This is a genomic window from Actinomycetospora succinea (assembly GCF_004363095.1).
In the GTDB taxonomy this organism is placed as follows: Bacteria; Actinomycetota; Actinomycetes; order Mycobacteriales; family Pseudonocardiaceae; genus Actinomycetospora; species Actinomycetospora succinea.
Genome location: NZ_SNYO01000008.1, coordinates 22,174 through 38,863, shown reverse-complemented (window position 1 = coordinate 38,863; position 16,690 = coordinate 22,174). Strand labels below are relative to the sequence as shown.

Genomic DNA, 16,690 nt, shown 5'->3' with positions numbered 1-16,690 from the left:
CACCTACCGAACCCGCCGCACACCGTCCGGCGTGCTGAGGAAGACGCCGACCGTGCCCAGGCCCGCACCGGACGCCGCGCCGTGCAGCGCGCGGGCCCACTCCTCGTCGGCCGGCCCGGTCTCGCGCGGACCGAACCGCTCGAGCGCGAACAGGCACGCGCCGGGGCCGGCGTCGGTCGCGAGCTGGCCGGCGAGGTGGGCGAGCATGTCGCGCAGGCCGGCCACGAGATGGGTCTCGGGGTGGCGCGGCGAGTCGCCGATCGGGATGACGACGGGCGTCTGGCGGCGGTCGCCGTCGACGAGCATGAGCCAGACGCAGCCGTCGCGGGCGGCGGGGCCGACGATGGCGGCGACGCGGTCGTGGACGTCGTCGTCGGTGAGCAGGAGCGGGGCGTTCTCGGGGGTCACGGTCATGCCCCCACGGTGGGCGCCCGCGCGGACCCGTGGGTGCCGTTTCGCGAAACCGGCGCTCAGGAGCCGGGACGCAGCCGCTGCAGCAGCGGGATCGCGGCGATCTTCTCCTCGGTCAGCTGGTCCCAGTCGATGCGCCCGGGGTGGCGGGCCTCGCGGGTGCAGGTGATGACGCGGTCGGCGGTGACGACGAGGTCGAGGCGCACGTCGTGGTCGGTGACCGGGATGTCGCCGACCGGGACGACCTGCTGCTCGTGGACGGTCGTGACCACCGGGGTGTCGGGCGCGACGAGCCCGGCCTGGCTGGCCACGGCGAACTCCAGGTCGCTGAATCCCCCGCCCTTGCCCAGCCGGGCGCCGTCCTCGGCGACGGCCACGCAGCCGGTGACGACGAGGTCGACGGGCTCGAGGTCCTCGACGGCCACCGTCCGCGCGGACCGGGACGCGCCCTTGATCGACGACGCCTTGCGCGGGGTGTCGGCGAGGTGCTCGGGGTCGAGCAGGAAGAACGGCGCCTCCTCGGCGAGGCGCGGCACGGCCATGTACACGGTCTTGCCGTCCTGCAGCGCGCGCTGGCGCACCGGCCACTGCGCCGCGTCGGGGTTGCACTTCAGCGTCCGCGCGCGCTGCCAGACCTCGGTCTCGCGCAGGCGCTCCGCGGCGGCCTCGGCCCCACTCACGTTCGGGATGCGCCCGTGCGCACCCGGGAACCGCGCGAGCTTCCCGTCCTTCAGCGCGTCCCACACGCGCTGCCGGATCGCCGCCTTCGCCTCGTTGACCTCGGCCGATCCGCCCGCGTCCGCATCGTGTCGGCGTGCCACGCGCTCCAGCCTAGGCCGCTCCCCTATTTGACAAATTTTCTTGTCAATGTTGTCGTGGGTCCGTGCTCGACGTGGACGTGATCGACGAACCGGCCGCCGCCGCGGCGGCCGTCGACCCGCTGCGCGCGCGCCTGCTGGCCGCGCTCGCCGAGCCCGGATCGGCCTCCACCCTGGCCGGACGGGTCGGCCTCACCCGACAGAAGGTCAACTACCACCTGCGGACGCTCGAGGCCCACGGCCTGGTGCGCGAGGTCGCCCAGCGACCGAAGCGCGGGCTGACCGAACGGATGCTCGAGGCCTCCGCCGCCTCCTACCTCGTCTCCCCCGCCGCGCTCGGCGAGGCCGCGAGCAGCCCCGAGCGGGTCTCCGACCGGCTCTCGGCGCGCTACCTGCTCGCCCTCGGGGGACGGCTCGTGCGCGAGGTCGGCGACCTCGCCCGCCGCGCCGACGCCCAGGACAAGCGCCTGGCGACCCTCGCGATCGACACCGAGATCGCCTTCGCCTCCGCAGCGGAGCGGGCCGCGTTCGCCGACGAGCTCGGCACCGCCGTCCGCGAGCTCGCCGCCCGGTACCACGCGCCGGACGGCCGCCCCCACCGCCTGATCGTCGGCGCGCACCCGGTGCCGGCCCCCACGGACAAGGACGAGTCATGACCGACCAGGACCCCCGCACCGTCGATCTCGAGGTCACGGTGTCCGGCACCCCCGAGCAGGTCTGGGACGCGATCGCGACCGGGCCCGGCATCAGCGCCTGGCTGCACCCGACGAGGGTCGGCGAGCACGTCGGCGGCGAGTTCGCCTTCGACATGGGCGGCGGCTTCGGCGAGGGCGGCACCGTGACCGCCTACGACGCGCCGGAGCGCTTCGCCACCGCGGCGACCTGGCCCGCCGGCGAGGAGACCACCACGCTCGCCACCGAGTGGCTCGTGTCCACGCGCGACGAGGGCACGTGCGTCGTGCGCATGGTGATGAGCGGCTTCGGCGACGGCGACGACTGGGACGACGAGATCGACGCCCTGCGCGAGGGCATGGGCACCGCGCTGGAGGGCCTGCGCGTCTACCTCGCGCACTTCGCGGGCCGGCGGTCGGCGACGATCTCCGAGGGAGCCCGCCTCGGCGGGTCGCAGCCCGACACCTGGGCGACCCTGCTCGCCGCCGCGGGCCTCGACGGGGCACGGGTCGGCGACCACGTGACCCTCACCGCCACCCCGGAGCTCGCCGGCACCGTCACCGCCCTCTCCCCCGGCACGCACCTCAGCGGCATCGTCCTGCACCTCGACGCGCCCGCACCGGGGATCGCCGACCTCGCCACCGCGGGCGGTCACGCCACCGTCCACCTGTCCCTCTTCGACGGCCCGGGCACCGACGCGGCCACCGTCGCCGACCGCGAGCGCCCCCGCTGGCGCACCTGGCTCGAGGAGATCCGATGACCCGCGCACGGCTCGCCCTCGCCGTCCTCACCCTCCCGGCCCTGCTCGTCGCGCTCGACCTGTCCGTGCTGCTCGTGGCCCTGCCGCGGCTCGCCGAGGACCTACACGCCGACGCGGCCCAACAGCTCTGGATCACCGACGTCTACGGCTTCCTCGTCGCCGGGTTCCTCGTGACCATGGGCAGCCTCGGCGACCGCATCGGGCGGCGGCACCTGCTGCTGATCGGTGCCGCGGCGTTCGGCGCGGCCTCGCTCGCGGCGGCGTTCGCGCCGACCCCGGAGCTGCTCATCGCCGCCCGCGCGGCGCTCGGCGTCGCCGGCGCCACGCTCATGCCCTCGGCGCTCGCGCTGGTCACGAGCCTCTATCCCGACCCGCGCCGGCAGGGCATGGCCGTCGCGACCGTCTTCTCCGCGATCATGGTGGGCGGCGCGCTCGGGCCGGCTCTCGGCGGGCTGCTGCTCGAGCACTTCTGGTGGGGCTCGGTGTTCCTGCCCGGTGTCGCGGTGATGGTGCTGCTGCTGGCCGTCGGGCCGCGCCTGCTGCCCGAGGGGCGCGGCACGGGCGTCGGGCGGCTCGACCCCGCGAGCGTCGCCCTGTCGCTGCTCGCGCTGCTGCCGGTGGTCCACGCCGTGAAGGCGGTGGCCCGGGGTGACCTCGGCGCGTCGACCGTCGTCGCACTCGTCGTCGGGGTCGCGGCCGGGACCGCGTTCGTCCGTCGCCAGCGCCGCCTCGAGCACCCGCTGCTCGACCTGCGCCTGCTCGCCCACCCGGCCCTGCGCGGCGCGCTGGGCACGATGCTGCTCGGCGGCGTGGTGATGGGCGGGATGTTCCTCGTGGTCACCCAGGACCTGCAGCTCGTGGCCGGCCTCGACCCGCTCACCGCGGGCCTCGCGACGCTGCCCGGCACCGTGGCGATGCTGGTCGGGGTGCTCGCGGGCCCGGTCCTCGCGCGGCGCGTCCGCCCGGCGTGGGTGATGGCCGGCGGCACGGCGCTCACGGCGGTCGGGCTCGCCGGCGTCGCGCTCGCGGCGCCCGCCGGCACCGTGCCGATGATCGCCGCCTTCACGGTCGCGCTGTTCGGGATGGGCCTGCCCGGCGGGCTCGGCGTGGGCCTCGTGGTCGGGTCGGCCCCGGCCGCGCAGGCCGGGTCGGCGTCCTCGCTCTCGGAGACCGGTCAGGAGCTCGGCATGGCGGTGGGGCTCGCCGGGATGGGCAGCCTCGCGGTCGCCGTGTACCGGACCCTGCTGCCCGCCGACGTCCCGGCGGCCGCCCGCGAGGGGCTCGCCGGCGCCGTGACCAGCGCCGACCCGGACGTCCTCGGGCCCGCCCGCGACGCGTTCACGAGCGCCGTCTCCGTCACCGCCGCCGTCGCAGCCGTCCTCCTGCTCGCGGTGTCGGCGCTGGTCGTGGCGACGCTGCGGCACGTGCCGGTGACGCCGGCCGCGGAACCGGCGCTCGTCTGATCACGCCGCGCGCCACCGCCCGGGTGGGACCCCGTGCTCGGCACGGAACCGACGCACGAAGTACCCGGCGTCGCGGAACCCCACCCGGGCGGCGACGGCGGCCACGGTCAGGTCGGTGTCGTGCAGCAGTCGGCGGGCCTCCCGCAGGCGCCGCTCGGTGATCCACTGCTGGACCGTGCGCCCGGTGCGCCGCCGCACGATCGTCGTCACGTGACCCGGCGTGAGCCCGACCGCGGACGCCACGTCGCGCAGGGACAGCGGCTCGCGGAACCGGCGCTCGACGACGTCGAAGACCGCCGCGAGCAGGGGCTCGTCGCGGTCGCGGAGCTCGTCGGTGACGACGGCCTCGAGCCGCGTGAGCCCGACGAGCAGCAGGGTCAGGTACGCCCGGACCGCCGCCGCGGCGCCGTCCCGGCGTTCCCGCAGCTCGGCGTCGAGGGCGCGGACGTGCGCCAGCCACCCCGCCCGCTCCCCCGCCGGCACGCTGAACCGCTGGCCGCCGGCCCGCCCGGGCCCGACGAGCGGGGCGAGCAGCGGGTGCGAGCGCCACGAGACCAGCGAGCCCGTGGTCGCCGGGTCGACGACGTCGGCGGGGAAGAACACCATCCACACCTCGGTGTCGGGCTCGACGTGCCCGGCGTGCGGCGCGACGACCGCGCCGGGCGCGAGGACGAGCACGTCACCCGGCGCGAGCGGGACGTCGCGGCCGTCCACCCGCATCGTGCTGGTCCCGCGCTCGACGAGCAGCAGCAGGAGGAAGTCGTGCGCATGCGGCTCGCTGACGGACGGTCCGGCGGACGCGCGCCCGCCGACCGAGCGCGCGACGGTGACGTCGAGCCCGTCGGCGGACCGCGGGTAGCCGACCAGCCGGACATCCGAAGAACGTCCTATCGTGGTCGCGCTCCGTCCCTTGTCGCCTGGTGGGGACACGGCGATCGTGGACGTCGACACCGAATCCCGTTCCACGAGGAGAGTCCAGCATGACGGAGCCGGAGCACGCCACCACCTCGGGCCGGGCCTACCTGCCCGGGATGCCCGGGGGTGCGCCTCAGTTCCTGTACGACGTGATGAGCCGCGTGCTCGGGGCGGGCCCGTCGCACCGGCGCCTCGTCGAGCAGGCCGATCCTCCGCGCGACGGGCGCGTGCTGGAGATCGGCTGCGGGACCGGCAACGTCCTCGCCGCGGTGGCCCGCCGCCACCCCGACGTCGAGCTGATCGGTCTCGACCCGGACCCCGCCGCGCTGGCGCGTGCCCGCACCAAGCTCGGTGACGGCGTGCGCCTGGAGCAGGGCTTCGCCGACGACCTCCCGCTGCCCGACGGCCACGTCGACCGCGTGCTCTCGTCCCTGATGCTCCACCACCTGCCGGCCGACCAGCAGGCGCGCGCCCTGCGCGAGGCGCGCCGGGTCCTGCGGCCCGGCGGCACGGTGCACATCGTGGACATGGAGGGCGAGCGCTCGACCGGCCCGGTCTCCCGGGCGGCCGGCGCGGCGATGCACGCGATCAGCCGGGTGCAGCGGAGCGAGGGACACGGCCACGGCCACGGACATACGCACGGCCACGGGCACGAGGAGGACCTGCGCCCGCAGCTCTCCCCCGTCGACGACGTCGTCGCGCTCCTGACCGACGCCGGCTTCGTCGACGCCGAGGTCGTCGAGCGCCGCCGGTGGGTGTTCGGGACGCTCGCCTTCTATCGGGCGCGGGTCACAGCAGCCGGGTGATGGCGGCGGTGGAGCGCCGGATGTCGTCCGGGGTCGTCGACCAGTTCGACACCGACAGGCGCACCGCCGGACGGCCCTGCCACACGGTCGTCCCGACCCAGCAGGTGCCGTCGCGCGCGACGGCGGCGGCGAGCTCGCGCGCGTCGCCGTCGCGCGGGCGGAAGAGGACCTGGTTGAGCACCACGTCGTTGAGGATCTCGATGCCGGGGTGCGTGCCGAGGTCGTCGGCGGCCTGGCGGGCGAGCGTGCAGCAGCGCTCGACGAGGTCGGCGACGCCGTCGCGGCCGAGGTGTCGCAGGGCGGCGTGCACCGGGAGCGCCCGCGCGCGCCGCGAGCTCTCGGGGACGCGGCTGGAGGGGTCGGCGACCTCCATCGGGAGGTAGGCCGCGGACAGGCTCATCGCCGCGGTCAGCGCCGCCGGGTCGCGGACGATCGCCATGCCGCAGTCGTAGGGGACGTTGAGCCACTTGTGGCCGTCGACGGTCCACGAGTCCGCGCGCTCGGCGCCCGCGACCAGGTGGCGACGCTGCGGGGCGGCCGCGGCCCAGAGCCCGAACGCCCCGTCGACGTGCAGCCAGCGCTGGTCCCGGGCGGCCACGACCTCGGCGATCGCGTCGAGCGGGTCCGACGCGCCGGTGTCGACCTGCCCCGCCTGCGCGCACACGAGGACGGGGCCGTCGATCGACGCCAGGAGGTCGGCCAGCACGTCGGGACGCATTCGTCCCTGCTCGTCGGCGGGCACGCGCACCGCGCGCCCCGAGCCGAAGCCGAGCAGGCGCAGGGCCTGCAGGATCGTCGAGTGGGCCTGCTCGCCGACCACGACGGTCGGCACCGGGGCGCCGGCGAGCCCGTCGGTCCCGACGTCCCAGTCGGCCGCCGCGAGCAGGGCGTGCCGGGCCGCGGCGAGGCACACGACGTTGGCCATCTGCGCACCGGTGACGAAGCCGAGCGCGCTGCCGGCGGGGAGCCCGAGCAGGTCGACGACCCACCGGCCGGTGACCTCCTCCACCGCGGCCATCGCCGGCGACATCACGCGGGCGGCGACGTTCTGGTCGGCCGCCGACACCATCCAGTCGGCGCCCAGCGCCACCGGCAGCGAGCCGCCGGTGACGAACCCGAAGTAGCGCGGCCCGGGCGTCGCCACCAGCCCGGGGTCGAGCGCGGCGGCGAGGTCGTCGAGGACCTGCGGGGCCGGGGTGCCGCGCTCCGGAAGCTGGCCGTCGAGGGCGAGCGCCCCGTCGACGGGCCGACCGACCGGGCGCTCCGGCAACGACGCGAGCCAGTCGCCCGCGAACCGCCGGGCCCGGTCGAGCGCTTCCTCCCACACGCGGCAGGACGCTACGCGGCGGGCCAGTCCAGGGGTTGATCACTCCCGCGCGGCGTCGAGCGGCGGGCGTGCGCCAGGGCCCAGGCCCCGAGCAGGGCCACCACCAGCACCTCGGCGAGCGCGAGGCCCCGCTCGAGCAGGCCCAGCGGGACCGCGCGCCACCACGGCACGCCGGTCACTCCGCGCAGCGCGATGGCCCCGACGATCGGGAGGAACGACGCCAGCGCCAGCCACGAGCCGATCCGCACCCCGATCCGGAACGGGCGGGCGGCCGGGTCGTGGCGGTGGCGCCGGGCGAGCAGCAGCGCGCCGAGGGGCAGGGCGATGAACGCGACGAGGCTCGCGTAGCGGTGGATGTAGCCCGAGAGGCTGGGCCCGATCGACCAGTTGGTCTTCTCGAACGCGACGACGAGGACCAGCCCGACGCACCACGCCCCGAGCAGCACGACCGGCAGCGAGCGCGCCGGCGCCAGCCGCGCGGCGACCAGCGCCGCGATCACGCCCGCCGACCCCAGGGCCAGGGCGACCACCGCGACGTCGAAGAGCCACCCGCCCGGGACCAGCGCGTACTCGCTGATCGTGCGCCGGACCGGGTCGACGCGCGACGAGGGCCCGACGAGGTGCATCGCGCCGATGACCACGAGCGCGAGCAGCACGCCCGCCATCCCGGCCCGCGCGCCGGGCTCCACGACCCGTGGACCCGTTCCCAGCTCGGAGGTCGTCACGACGGGGTCAACGTGACGGGTGCGCGCCGCGTTCCTCGACCGCGGCCCCGAAGCCGTCGGCGAGGCCCACGCACCGCTCCCCCGCGAAGAGGCCGGCCCGGTAGCGGTGGCCGTCGGGGGTCTCGTCGACGGCGAGGGCGACGTCGTAGGTGCGGGGGTGGGCGACCTCGGCGACGTACTGCACCTCCCACGCGCTCGGGGCCAGCGCCTCGGGCGGGCCGCCGTCGCGCGGGGCGTCGAGGTGGTCGCTCTGCCAGGTGGCGACCGCGTCGGCGTACCAGGACAGGACCGCGACGTTGTTGACGTGGCGGTTGGTGTCGACGTCGCCGATGCGCGTGGTGATCGTGTGGCCGAACGGGTACGAGGCGCGGTCGTGGCGCCCGGCGTCCGGACGGGCCGGGACGCCGCCGGGCTCGTCGATCACCATCGCGGCGAGGTCGGCCCGCAGCTCGTCGGGCAGGCCGCACGGACCGGCGCCGCCGGCCAGCACGGTCACCGAGTCGGAGATCGCGACGCACCGGTCGCCGGCGAACACCCCGTGCCCGTAGGAGTACGACGACCCGCCGACGCGCCGGACACCGGTGCCGACGCGGTAGTCGTCGCCGAGGGTCATCGGCGCGAGGGCGCGGATCCGCTGGGCGGCGAGCAGCACGCGGAACGACCCGAACCCGCCGTCCTCGACGAGGCGCCGGAAGCGGGGCAGCTCCGCGGCGATCCGCGCCTCCTCGAACCACCGGGCCAGCGCCACGGTCGTCACGCGGCCGTCGCCGCCGAGGTCGGCGTAGCGCGGCGACAGCGGCCGGAGCACGGGGAACGCGGCCACGTCGGTGAGGGCGTCGCCGTCCTCGGCCAGCGAGGGACCGGCGGACAGGACCGTGGTGGGGTCGGCCATGCGGTCCATCGTGGGCGACGCTGACCGGTGGGGCCCGTCGCCACCGCCCGGATCACATGTGACGGCGTCCGCCGGGATACCCGGGGCCCGTGACCGACTTCCCGCCCGGGTTCTTCGACCGCGCCGACGACGGCGACGACGCCGGCTTCTACGGCCCGCCGCGCCTGGTGCAGCACATCGACGACGGCGCGATCGCCGCGGTCGGCGCGTTCTACGACGAGGTCGGCGTGGACGGCGACGTGCTCGACCTCATGAGCTCCTGGGTCTCCCACCTGCATACACGCCCGCGCCACCTCACGGTGCTCGGGATGAACGCGGCCGAGCTCGACGCCAACCCCATGGCCGACGAGCGCGTGGTGCGCGACCTCAACGCCGACCCCGCGCTCCCCTTCGCCGACGCGGTCTTCGACACCGTCGTCTGCACCGTCTCGATCGACTACCTCGTGCAGCCGGTCGCCGTGTGCGCCGAGGTCGGCCGGGTGCTGCGCCCGGGCGGGACGTTCGCGCTGACGTTCTCCAACCGCTGCTTCCCCACCAAGGCGATCCGCGGCTGGCTGGCCGCCGACGACCGGCAGCGCGCGGCCATCGTCGCGACCTACCTGCGCGACGCCGGCGCGTTCGACGAGGCGGTGGCGCAGCGCCGGGAGTCCTCCGACGACCCGGTGATCGCGGTCCACGCCACCCGCCGCGGCTAGGGCGGCGCGAGGGGCACGGTGCGCATGATCGAGGGCCTTGCAGACCTGCCGACCGTGCCCCTCGCCCCCCGCGACCACCCTGTCCCTACTCCGCGACGAGTCGCTCCAGCACCGCGCGGGTCGCGTCGTCGGCGGGGACGAAGGACTCCAGCGACAGCTCGTCCAGCGTCACGTCCCAGGCCGCGCCGAAGTGCGTGATCGTCGAGTAGAGCCGCAGGTCGCCGTCGGGGTGGGCGATGTGCAGCGGGAGCATCACGTGCGCCGCGCGGGCCGCGGGGCCGGTCGGGGCGGGCGGGACGTAGCCGGTGAGCTCGTCGCGCAGCGCCACGAGCCGCGGGTCGCCGGTGAGGTCGCTGAGGCGCTCGAGGCGGTGCAGGAGGTGCCCGGCCCACTCCGGCAGGTTGCGGACGTGGGGCGCGAGGCCGTCGGGGTGCAGGCTCAGGCGGTAGACGTTGACCGGCGGCTCGAGCAGCGCCGGGTCCAGCAGCGCCAGCAGGGCGCTCACGGCGCGGTTGGCCATGACGACGTCGCCGCACCGGTCGACGACCAGCGCGGGGAACGGCTCGTGGCCGGTCAGCAGGTGCTCGAGGGCGCCGCGGACGGCGTCGAGGGCGCGGGCGTCGAGCCGGGACTCGCTGTAGGTCGGGGCGAAGCCGGCCGCGAGCAGCAGCGTGTTCCGCTCGCGCAGCGGCACCTCGAGGTGCTCGCAGAGGTCGACGAGCAGCTCGCGGCTGGCCCGGGCCCGCCCGGTCTCGACGAAGCTCAGGTGGCGGGTGGAGACGCCGACGTCGAGGGCGAGGTCCATCTGGCTGCGCCGGCGGCGGGTGCGCCAGCCGCGCAGCAGGTCCCCGGGGGCCGGGCGGGACTCGGTCGTCGTCACGGCCACGACGCTAGGGCGCGCCCGCTCCGGCGGCCATGACCTCCGAGGTCATCGACCCGCTTACCCGCGGCGCCGCAGGGTTCTCCCCGACAACCCCGAGCGAGGAGGCCCCATGAGCACCACGACCACCACCCCCGTCACCGACACCCAGCGCACCCTGCGCGGCGTCCTGCGCCTCGACGCCGCCGCCTCCGGCGCCCTGGGGGTCGCCGCCGCGGCCGGCGCCGGCGTGCTCGACACGCTGCTCGGCCTGTCCACGCCCCTGCTGCTCGGCGTGGGCGTGTTCCTCGTCGTCTACGCCACCGGGCTCGTGCTGCTCGCGGCGCGCCCGGCGATCCCCCACCCCGCGACCTGGGTCGTCGTGCTCGGCAACAGCGCCTGGGTGCTGATGAGCGTCGGGCTCGCGGTCGGCGCGTGGGAGCAGCTGACCGTGCTCGGCGCGGTCGTCGTCCTCGCCCAGGCCGCGGCCGTGGCGGTGTTCGCCGACCTCCAGTGGGCGACGGGCCTGCGACGCCGGTGACGACCCCATGAGGAGGCTTCAGCGCCGCCGCGGGAACCCGAACCGGACCGACACCCCGGGCGACCACAGCACGTGGTCCGGCGGACGGTCGGCGAGGTCCGGGAAGCCCGCGGCGGCGAGGAGCGTGTCGTCGAGGTCGAGGACCTCGGCGTCGTACAGCGGCCACGGCTCGTGAACGTTGGGGACGTACCAGTCCCGGCGCGCGTGGCGCTCGTGCAGGCCCCACCGGGCGGTGAGGAAGTCCTCGAGAGAGTTAGCCGGCCGGGGGTCGCCGACCCGGACCCGCACCCGGCTCGGGTGCGGGCGGCGGGTCACGTACGTGTGCTCGTCGGCGTCGTCGGTGACCGCCATCGACGCCCACCGGTACGGCAGCCCGAACGCGGCCCGCGCGCCGGCGACGACCGCGAGGCGCGTGGCGTCGAGGCTGCGGAAGACGATGCCGCGGACGCCGCGGTCGTCGACGGTGTAGCAGCGGACGTTGGTCTCGGCGAACGTCCCGAACCAGGGCACCGACGGCCCGCGCAGCACACCGGCGCCGACCATGCGGAACGGCACGAGCCCGACCCAGGTGACGCCGTCGTGCACGTCCGGGTGCACGCCGGGCGGCAGCAGCGGCGCCACGAGCGCTGGGTCGACCGCCCAGTGCAGGAACGCGACGTCGCGCCAGCGCTGGGTCATCATCGTCGGCCCGGCGTAGCCGGGGGCCTCGCGGGTCACGGGCTCGGTCACGCCCGGAGCCTCCCCCTCGCGGCGGCCCGCCACACCCCGATCTCCGCCCCGAGGAGGAGGCGACGCGGGGTCGCGGCCCGCCACGATGACGTCATGCGCACCGCCGAGGACCTGGCCCTGCTCCTGCACGACCCCGACACCGGCGCGCCCCTGGTGGACTCGACGTCCCTGCCGCGCGGGCTCGCCGGCGCCGTCGTCCTCCAGCTCGTGCTGGACGACCGCGCCCGCCTCGAGGAGCGCCGCTGGAAGACCGTCATGGGGATCGGCGACCGCACGCCGACCGGCGACCACGTCCTCGACCTCGCGCTCGAGCGCCTCCCCACCGACCCGACGCCGAAGGCGGCGATCGAGAAGCTGCAGAGCCGGGTCAAGGACCCGCTGATGGCCGGGCTCGTGCACGACGGGTCCGTGCGCCTCGAGGAGCGCACGTTCCTCGGCATGGCGCGCACCCCGTACTACCCCGCCGCCGACCGTCGCCGCCGTGACGCCGTCGCGGGCCGGATGCGCTCGGTCCTCGTCGACGGGGTGGCGCCGACCACCGACGACGCGGCGCTCGTCGCCCTCCTGCGCGCGGTCCGCGCCGAGCACAAGGTCGTCCCCGAGGGACAGGTCCCGAAGCGCGCGCTGCGCGACCGCAGCAAGGTCATCGCCGAGGGCGAGTGGGCCGGCGAGGCCGTCCGCCGGGCGATCGCCGACGTCTACGGCGCGATCGCCGCGGTGACCGCGGCGGGCGCCGCGACCACCGGCACCTGAGCGGGAATGCGCGCCGACGCGCGCCGGGTTGCACGGAACAGGTGCAGTCCCCAGCTCTGGAGGTCGTCGTGGCCCTGACCATGTTCGGTGGCCCGTTGTCGCGCAAGGTGCCCGAGACCCGGACGTTCACCGTCGAGGGCCCGGCGCACTCCCTGCTGCTCGAGCCGTTCACGCGGCGCGTGCGCGCCGAGGTCGACGGGGTGACCGTGCTCGACACGACCCGCGGCGCGCTGCTGTTCGAGACCGGGCTGCCCCCGCAGCTCTACGTGCCCGAGGAGGACTTCCGGGCCGATCTCCTCGAGCCCAGCGACACCACCACCCACTGCCCGTTCAAGGGCGACGCGACCTACCGCTCGCTGCGGGTGGGCGACCGGGTGGTGCCGGACGCGGTGTGGTCCTACCCGGACCCGATCGCGGAGTCGTCGTGGCTGGCCGGGCTCGCGGTGCTGGCCCCGGAGGCCGCCGACCGCTGGTTCGACGAGGACGACGAGGTCATCGGGCGCCTGCCCGACCCGTACCACCGCGTGAGCCTGCGCCACACGAGCCGCCACGTGACCGTCACGACCACCGACGGCGTCACCGTGGCCGACGCGGACGGCGGAGTGCTGCTGGGCGAGACCGGCCTGGTCGACCGCCTCTACGTCCCGCGTGACGCGATCTCGGCGACGCTCGAGCCCTCCGGCAAGCGCACGACCTGCCCGTACAAGGGCTACGCGACCTACTACTCGGTGCGCCTGCCCGACGGGCGCGTGCTCTCCGACGCCGCGTGGTCCTACGAGCAGCCCACCGACGAGTCCCGCGCCATCGAGGACCTCGTGTGCTTCGCGCACGACGACCTGACGGTGGCCGCCGAGGTCCGGTAGCTAGACCGGCTCCTCGTCGTCCTGCGGCTCCGGGTGGGCCCCCGTGAGGTCGGCGGCGGCGTTGCGCAGCACCTGGGCCTGCCCGGCGTAGCGGGCGGTCTCGGTGATGAGGTGCAGCAGGATCCAGCGCAGCTCGATGTGGCCGCGCCGGTCGTCGCGGACGGCGTCGTCGAGGGACTCGGCGCCGGCGAGCGCGTCGCGGCCCTTCTCGCACACCTCGAGGTAGTTGCCGACGACCTCGTCCGGGCTCTCGACGTCCGCGAGGCGGAACCCGGGCACGTCCTCATCGACGTAGCTCGGGACGTGGCGGCCGCCGCGCCCACCCCAGCGCTCGACGAGCCACGTGCGCTCGAGCTCGGCGAGGTGCTTGACGATCGCGAGCAGGCTCGGGCCGTGCTCGTCGGGCACCCGCCGGCGCAGCGTCTCCTCGTCCAGCCCGTCGAGGGCGTGCACGACGAGCGCGCGGAAGTAGTCGAGCCAGCCTTCGAGGGCCTCGCGCTCGTCGGCCACCTCGGGCGGCGACGGGCGGGGTTGCAGGGGGGCCTGGAACAGCGGCACCGGCTCTCCCGGAGTCGTATCGCTCACACCTGACACACCGTCCGTCGTCGGGCGACCGCGGAACGTTACACCGCGCGGGGGATCCGCTACTCCTCCACGAGGACCTCGAGGGCCGGCAGCGCCGCCTCGAGGGCCGCCCGCTGCTGGGAGTCCAGGCGGTCGAGCCGTTGTGCGAGCGACGCGGTGCGCTCGGTGCGGATACGCCGTATGGCGGCGTGCCCCTCCTCGGAGAGGTGGATCAGCGCGGACCGCGCGTCCTGGGGATCCGGGGTGCGGATCAGCAGGCCCGCGTCGTCGAGGGCGGCCAGCACCCGGCTCATGGTCGGCGGGGTGACCGCCTCCCGGCGCGCCAGCTCGGAGAGGCGCAGCGGGGCGTGGTCCTCGAGCGTGGCCAGCACCGACGTCTGCAGCGGCGGGAGCGCCGCCGCGGAGTCGACGCGGATGCGGCGGTTGAGCCGGCCGATGGCGAGCCGCAGACGCGACGGGAGGTCGGGATCGGACGATCCGGACCCACCGGACGGGCCCGTCTGCGTCCCGGTGGCGGAAGTGGACATGCCTCATGGTCCCACGGGCCTGTCACGGAGCGGTCAGAGCTTGCGCAGCCGGATGCGTCTGACCGAGTGATCGCCGCCCTTGGTGAGCACCAGACCGGCCCGGGAGCGGGTCGGCGCGATGTTCATCCGCAGGTTCGGGCCGTTGATCTCGTCCCACAGCCGCGCGGCCTGGGCCCGGGCCGCGTCCTCGTCCATCTCGGCGTAGCGGCGGAAGTACGACGCCGGGTCGCGGAAGGCGGTCTCCCGCAGGGCCAGGAAGCGCTCCACGTACCAGCGGCGGACATCACTCGGATGGGCGTCGACGTAGATGGAGAAGTCGATGAGGTCCGAGACGGCCAGGGCGCTCGCCCGCTCGCCGGTCTGGGGCGCCGGCTGGAGCACGTTGAGGCCCTCGAGCACGAGGATGTCCGGCCGCGACACGATCCGCTGCTCGTCGAGGACGTCGTAGACGAGGTGCGAGTACATCGGGACGGGCACCTCGGGCTTGCCCGCCTTGATGTCGGCGACGAAGCGCAGCAGGGCGCGCCGGTCGTAGGACTCCGGGAAGCCCTTGCGGCGCATGAGGCCGCGGCGCTCCAGCTCGGCGTTCGGGTGCAGGAACCCGTCGGTGGTCACCAGGGCGACGTCGGGGTGGTCGTCCCAGCGCGCCAGCAGCAGGCGCAGCAGCCGTGCGGTCGTCGACTTGCCCACCGACACCGACCCGGCGATGCCGATGACGAACGGCGTCGCCTCCTCGTCCTGGCGCAGGAACCGCCGGTAGGCGTCGAGCAGCCCCGTGTTCGCCCGGACGTGCAGGTCCAGCAGGCGCGAGACCGGCAGGTAGACGTCGCGCACCTCGTCGAGGTCGACCGGGTCGCCCAGCGAGCGCAGCTCCTCGAGCTCCTCGGCGGTCAGGGGCACCGCGCTCGTGTCGCGCAGCTGCGCCCAGGACGCACGGTCGAAATCGACGAACGGGCTGCCGCTCACCGGCTCATCCCCCGGGCTCCGTCGCACATGGCGGCACATTGTCGTCGGGGACGTGGGGTGCCCCGCCACCGGCTGCGGCGCAGCTCACCTCACTCCCGGCCGACGGGTCGAGCTCCGCACGCTACGTCTCCCGCTGCTGCGCGGTCGCCACCAGCGCGTACTCCACGACGCACACCTCGGGCGGCAGGCCGAGCACGTGCACCACGGCGGCGGCGACCTGCTCGGGCGTCAGGCCCAGGCCGTGCATCCGCTCGCGGAAGGCCGTGACGTCGTCGCGCCCGGGCTCGTCACCGGCCATGAGGTCGGTGGCGACGAAGCCCGGCGCGACGGTGGTGACGCGGACCCCCCGCGCGCCGGCCTCCCGGCGCAGGGTCTCGTCGACGGCGTGCGCGGCGTGCTTGCTCGCCGCGTAGACCCCGCCCGCCGCCGAGGGCACGCGCCGCCCGGACATCGAGGAGATCGTCACCCAGCTCGCGCCGTCGCCCAGGTGCGGCAGCGCCGCGCGGGCCGTCGCGAGCAGGCCGTGCACGTTGACGTCGAACACCTCGCGCCAGCGCTCCGGGTCCGTCTCCCCCACCGCGCCCAGGTGCATCGTCCCGGCGGCGGCCACCACGGCGTCGATCCCGCCGAGGGCGCCGGCGAGCTCGTCGACCGCCCGCGTGACGGCCGCCGCGTCGGTGACGTCGGCGACAGCGGCGTGTCCGCCGACCTCCTCGGCGAGGGTCGCGAGCCGGTCCGCGCGCCGGGCCAGCAGCCCGACGCGGGCCCCGGCGGCGGCCGCCGCCCGCACCACCGCGGCCCCGATGCCCGAGGACGCGCCGGTCACCACCACCCGCCGCCCGTCCAGCCCGTCCAGCGCTCCCACGGTGATCACCGTAGAGGGCGGTGCCCGCCCCCGCGGCTACGCTCGTCGCCATGGTGAACGTGGCGACGAACGACCGCGTGGGACGCGAGGAGCTCGACGCGTTCCTGCGGACGCGGCACAAGGCGATCGTCGTGACCCGGCGCGGCGACGGCGGCGACCAGACCTCGCCCGTCACGCTGGGCATCGACGCGCAGGGGCGCCTGCTCGTGTCGACCTACCCCGAGCGCGCCAAGGTCACCAACATCCGCCGCGACCCGCGGGTGGCCATGTGCGTGCTCTCCGACGACTTCGACGGTCCGTGGGTGCACGTCGAGGGCACCGCCGAGGTCCTCGACCTCCCCGACGCGCTCGAGCCGCTGGTGGAGTACTTCCGGTCGATCTCCGGCGAGCACTCCGACTGGGACGAGTACCGCGAGGCGATGTCGCGCCAGGGCAAGTCGCTGATCCGGCTGACGGTGGAACGCTGGGGGCCGATTGCCACCGGCGGCTTCCCGGCCCGGTTGGCGACGGGCTGAGTC

The 16,690-nt window shown here is 75.7% G+C and carries 21 protein-coding genes; 9 read left to right on the top strand and 12 right to left on the bottom strand.

Annotation, left to right across the window (positions count from 1 at the left end):
- Nucleotides 1-3: 3 nt before the first annotated feature.
- Together EV188_RS23050 and EV188_RS23045 are read right to left on the bottom strand one after the other, a co-directional pair.
- Nucleotides 4-414: a hypothetical protein gene (locus EV188_RS23050; protein ID WP_133828668.1), complete on the bottom strand. Its 411-nt coding sequence runs from the start codon at nucleotides 412-414 to the stop codon at nucleotides 4-6.
- A 56-nt stretch (nucleotides 415-470) separates the two neighbouring features.
- Nucleotides 471-1,232: a 5-formyltetrahydrofolate cyclo-ligase gene (locus EV188_RS23045; RefSeq protein WP_424922950.1), complete on the bottom strand. Its 762-nt coding sequence runs from the start codon at nucleotides 1,230-1,232 to the stop codon at nucleotides 471-473.
- Nucleotides 1,233-1,294: 62 nt separating this feature from the next.
- Between EV188_RS23045 and EV188_RS23040 the strand changes: the two genes are divergently transcribed.
- The 3 genes from EV188_RS23040 to EV188_RS23030 are packed head-to-tail and all read left to right on the top strand — an operon-like array spanning nucleotide 1,295 to nucleotide 4,124.
- On the top strand, nucleotides 1,295-1,885 hold the full coding sequence (locus EV188_RS23040; protein ID WP_133828666.1) for a helix-turn-helix domain-containing protein: 591 nt from the start codon (nucleotides 1,295-1,297) through the stop codon (nucleotides 1,883-1,885).
- Nucleotides 1,882-2,661, top strand: a complete 780-nt coding sequence (locus tag EV188_RS23035; RefSeq protein WP_133828665.1) for an SRPBCC family protein — start codon at nucleotides 1,882-1,884, stop codon at nucleotides 2,659-2,661. The genes EV188_RS23040 and EV188_RS23035 overlap by 4 nt, the downstream gene beginning before the upstream one ends.
- The gene (locus tag EV188_RS23030; RefSeq protein WP_133828664.1) at nucleotides 2,658-4,124 is read left to right on the top strand and encodes an MFS transporter; all 1,467 of its coding nucleotides are present in this window, start codon (nucleotides 2,658-2,660) and stop codon (nucleotides 4,122-4,124) included. Before EV188_RS23035 ends, EV188_RS23030 begins: the two co-directional genes overlap by 4 nt.
- Here the strand turns inward: EV188_RS23030 and EV188_RS23025 are convergent, their stop codons facing one another.
- Nucleotides 4,125-5,054 (bottom strand): AraC family transcriptional regulator, encoded by a 930-nt coding sequence (locus EV188_RS23025; RefSeq protein WP_243741930.1) that lies wholly within the window; start codon nucleotides 5,052-5,054, stop codon nucleotides 4,125-4,127. It lies immediately after the preceding gene.
- Nucleotides 5,055-5,104: 50 nt separating this feature from the next.
- Here EV188_RS23025 and EV188_RS32290 point away from each other — a divergent pair, with 50 nt between their 5' ends.
- A complete protein-coding gene (locus tag EV188_RS32290) occupies nucleotides 5,105-5,845 on the top strand; it encodes a class I SAM-dependent methyltransferase (protein WP_208114348.1) in 741 nt (246 codons plus the stop codon).
- Here EV188_RS32290 and EV188_RS23015 read toward each other — a convergent pair.
- The 3 genes from EV188_RS23015 to EV188_RS23005 are packed head-to-tail and all read right to left on the bottom strand — an operon-like array spanning nucleotide 5,829 to nucleotide 8,789.
- On the bottom strand, nucleotides 5,829-7,172 hold the full coding sequence (locus EV188_RS23015; RefSeq protein WP_133828663.1) for a pyridoxal phosphate-dependent decarboxylase family protein: 1,344 nt from the start codon (nucleotides 7,170-7,172) through the stop codon (nucleotides 5,829-5,831). The two genes, EV188_RS32290 and EV188_RS23015, sit on opposite strands and share 17 nt — an antisense overlap.
- A gap of 11 nt (nucleotides 7,173-7,183) precedes the next feature.
- On the bottom strand, nucleotides 7,184-7,897 hold the full coding sequence (locus EV188_RS23010) for a DUF998 domain-containing protein (RefSeq protein ID WP_133828662.1): 714 nt from the start codon (nucleotides 7,895-7,897) through the stop codon (nucleotides 7,184-7,186).
- A gap of 7 nt (nucleotides 7,898-7,904) precedes the next feature.
- Nucleotides 7,905-8,789: an acyl-CoA thioesterase gene (locus EV188_RS23005; RefSeq protein ID WP_166660029.1), complete on the bottom strand. Its 885-nt coding sequence runs from the start codon at nucleotides 8,787-8,789 to the stop codon at nucleotides 7,905-7,907.
- Nucleotides 8,790-8,878: 89 nt separating this feature from the next.
- Here EV188_RS23005 and EV188_RS23000 point away from each other — a divergent pair, with 89 nt between their 5' ends.
- The gene (locus EV188_RS23000) at nucleotides 8,879-9,484 is read left to right on the top strand and encodes a class I SAM-dependent methyltransferase (RefSeq protein ID WP_133828660.1); all 606 of its coding nucleotides are present in this window, start codon (nucleotides 8,879-8,881) and stop codon (nucleotides 9,482-9,484) included.
- 85 nt (nucleotides 9,485-9,569) lie between these two features.
- Here EV188_RS23000 and EV188_RS22995 read toward each other — a convergent pair whose 3' ends face one another.
- Entirely contained in the window at nucleotides 9,570-10,364 is a 795-nt protein-coding gene (locus tag EV188_RS22995; RefSeq protein WP_341770792.1) for an MmyB family transcriptional regulator, read from the bottom strand.
- Nucleotides 10,365-10,476: 112 nt separating this feature from the next.
- Between EV188_RS22995 and EV188_RS22990 the strand changes: the two genes are divergently transcribed.
- The gene (locus tag EV188_RS22990) at nucleotides 10,477-10,884 is read left to right on the top strand and encodes a hypothetical protein (RefSeq protein WP_133828658.1); all 408 of its coding nucleotides are present in this window, start codon (nucleotides 10,477-10,479) and stop codon (nucleotides 10,882-10,884) included.
- An 18-nt stretch (nucleotides 10,885-10,902) separates the two neighbouring features.
- Here EV188_RS22990 and EV188_RS22985 read toward each other — a convergent pair whose 3' ends face one another.
- Nucleotides 10,903-11,613 carry a YqjF family protein gene (locus EV188_RS22985; protein WP_243741929.1) on the bottom strand — a complete coding sequence of 237 codons (711 nt, stop codon included), beginning with the start codon at nucleotides 11,611-11,613 and terminating at the stop codon, nucleotides 10,903-10,905.
- A gap of 93 nt (nucleotides 11,614-11,706) precedes the next feature.
- Between EV188_RS22985 and EV188_RS22980 the strand changes: the two genes are divergently transcribed.
- On the top strand, nucleotides 11,707-12,366 hold the full coding sequence (locus EV188_RS22980; RefSeq protein WP_133828657.1) for a GOLPH3/VPS74 family protein: 660 nt from the start codon (nucleotides 11,707-11,709) through the stop codon (nucleotides 12,364-12,366).
- Between the two features lie 68 nt (nucleotides 12,367-12,434).
- Nucleotides 12,435-13,229 (top strand): DUF427 domain-containing protein, encoded by a 795-nt coding sequence (locus tag EV188_RS22975; RefSeq protein WP_133828656.1) that lies wholly within the window; start codon nucleotides 12,435-12,437, stop codon nucleotides 13,227-13,229.
- On the opposite strand, the gene EV188_RS22970 is transcribed toward EV188_RS22975, so the two are convergent.
- The 4 genes from EV188_RS22970 to EV188_RS22955 form a co-directional block, all read right to left on the bottom strand.
- On the bottom strand, nucleotides 13,230-13,787 hold the full coding sequence (locus EV188_RS22970) for a mycothiol transferase (protein ID WP_166660028.1): 558 nt from the start codon (nucleotides 13,785-13,787) through the stop codon (nucleotides 13,230-13,232).
- Nucleotides 13,788-13,873: 86 nt separating this feature from the next.
- Nucleotides 13,874-14,341, bottom strand: a complete 468-nt coding sequence (locus EV188_RS22965; RefSeq protein ID WP_133828654.1) for a MarR family transcriptional regulator — start codon at nucleotides 14,339-14,341, stop codon at nucleotides 13,874-13,876.
- A 33-nt stretch (nucleotides 14,342-14,374) separates the two neighbouring features.
- Nucleotides 14,375-15,346 (bottom strand): type I pantothenate kinase, encoded by a 972-nt coding sequence (gene coaA / locus EV188_RS22960; RefSeq protein ID WP_133828653.1) that lies wholly within the window; start codon nucleotides 15,344-15,346, stop codon nucleotides 14,375-14,377.
- A gap of 82 nt (nucleotides 15,347-15,428) precedes the next feature.
- Entirely contained in the window at nucleotides 15,429-16,172 is a 744-nt protein-coding gene (locus EV188_RS22955; protein ID WP_166660027.1) for an SDR family oxidoreductase, read from the bottom strand.
- 50 nt (nucleotides 16,173-16,222) lie between these two features.
- Between EV188_RS22955 and EV188_RS22950 the strand changes: the two genes are divergently transcribed.
- Entirely contained in the window at nucleotides 16,223-16,687 is a 465-nt protein-coding gene (locus tag EV188_RS22950) for a PPOX class F420-dependent oxidoreductase (RefSeq protein WP_133828651.1), read from the top strand.
- Nucleotides 16,688-16,690: the final 3 nt, after the last annotated feature.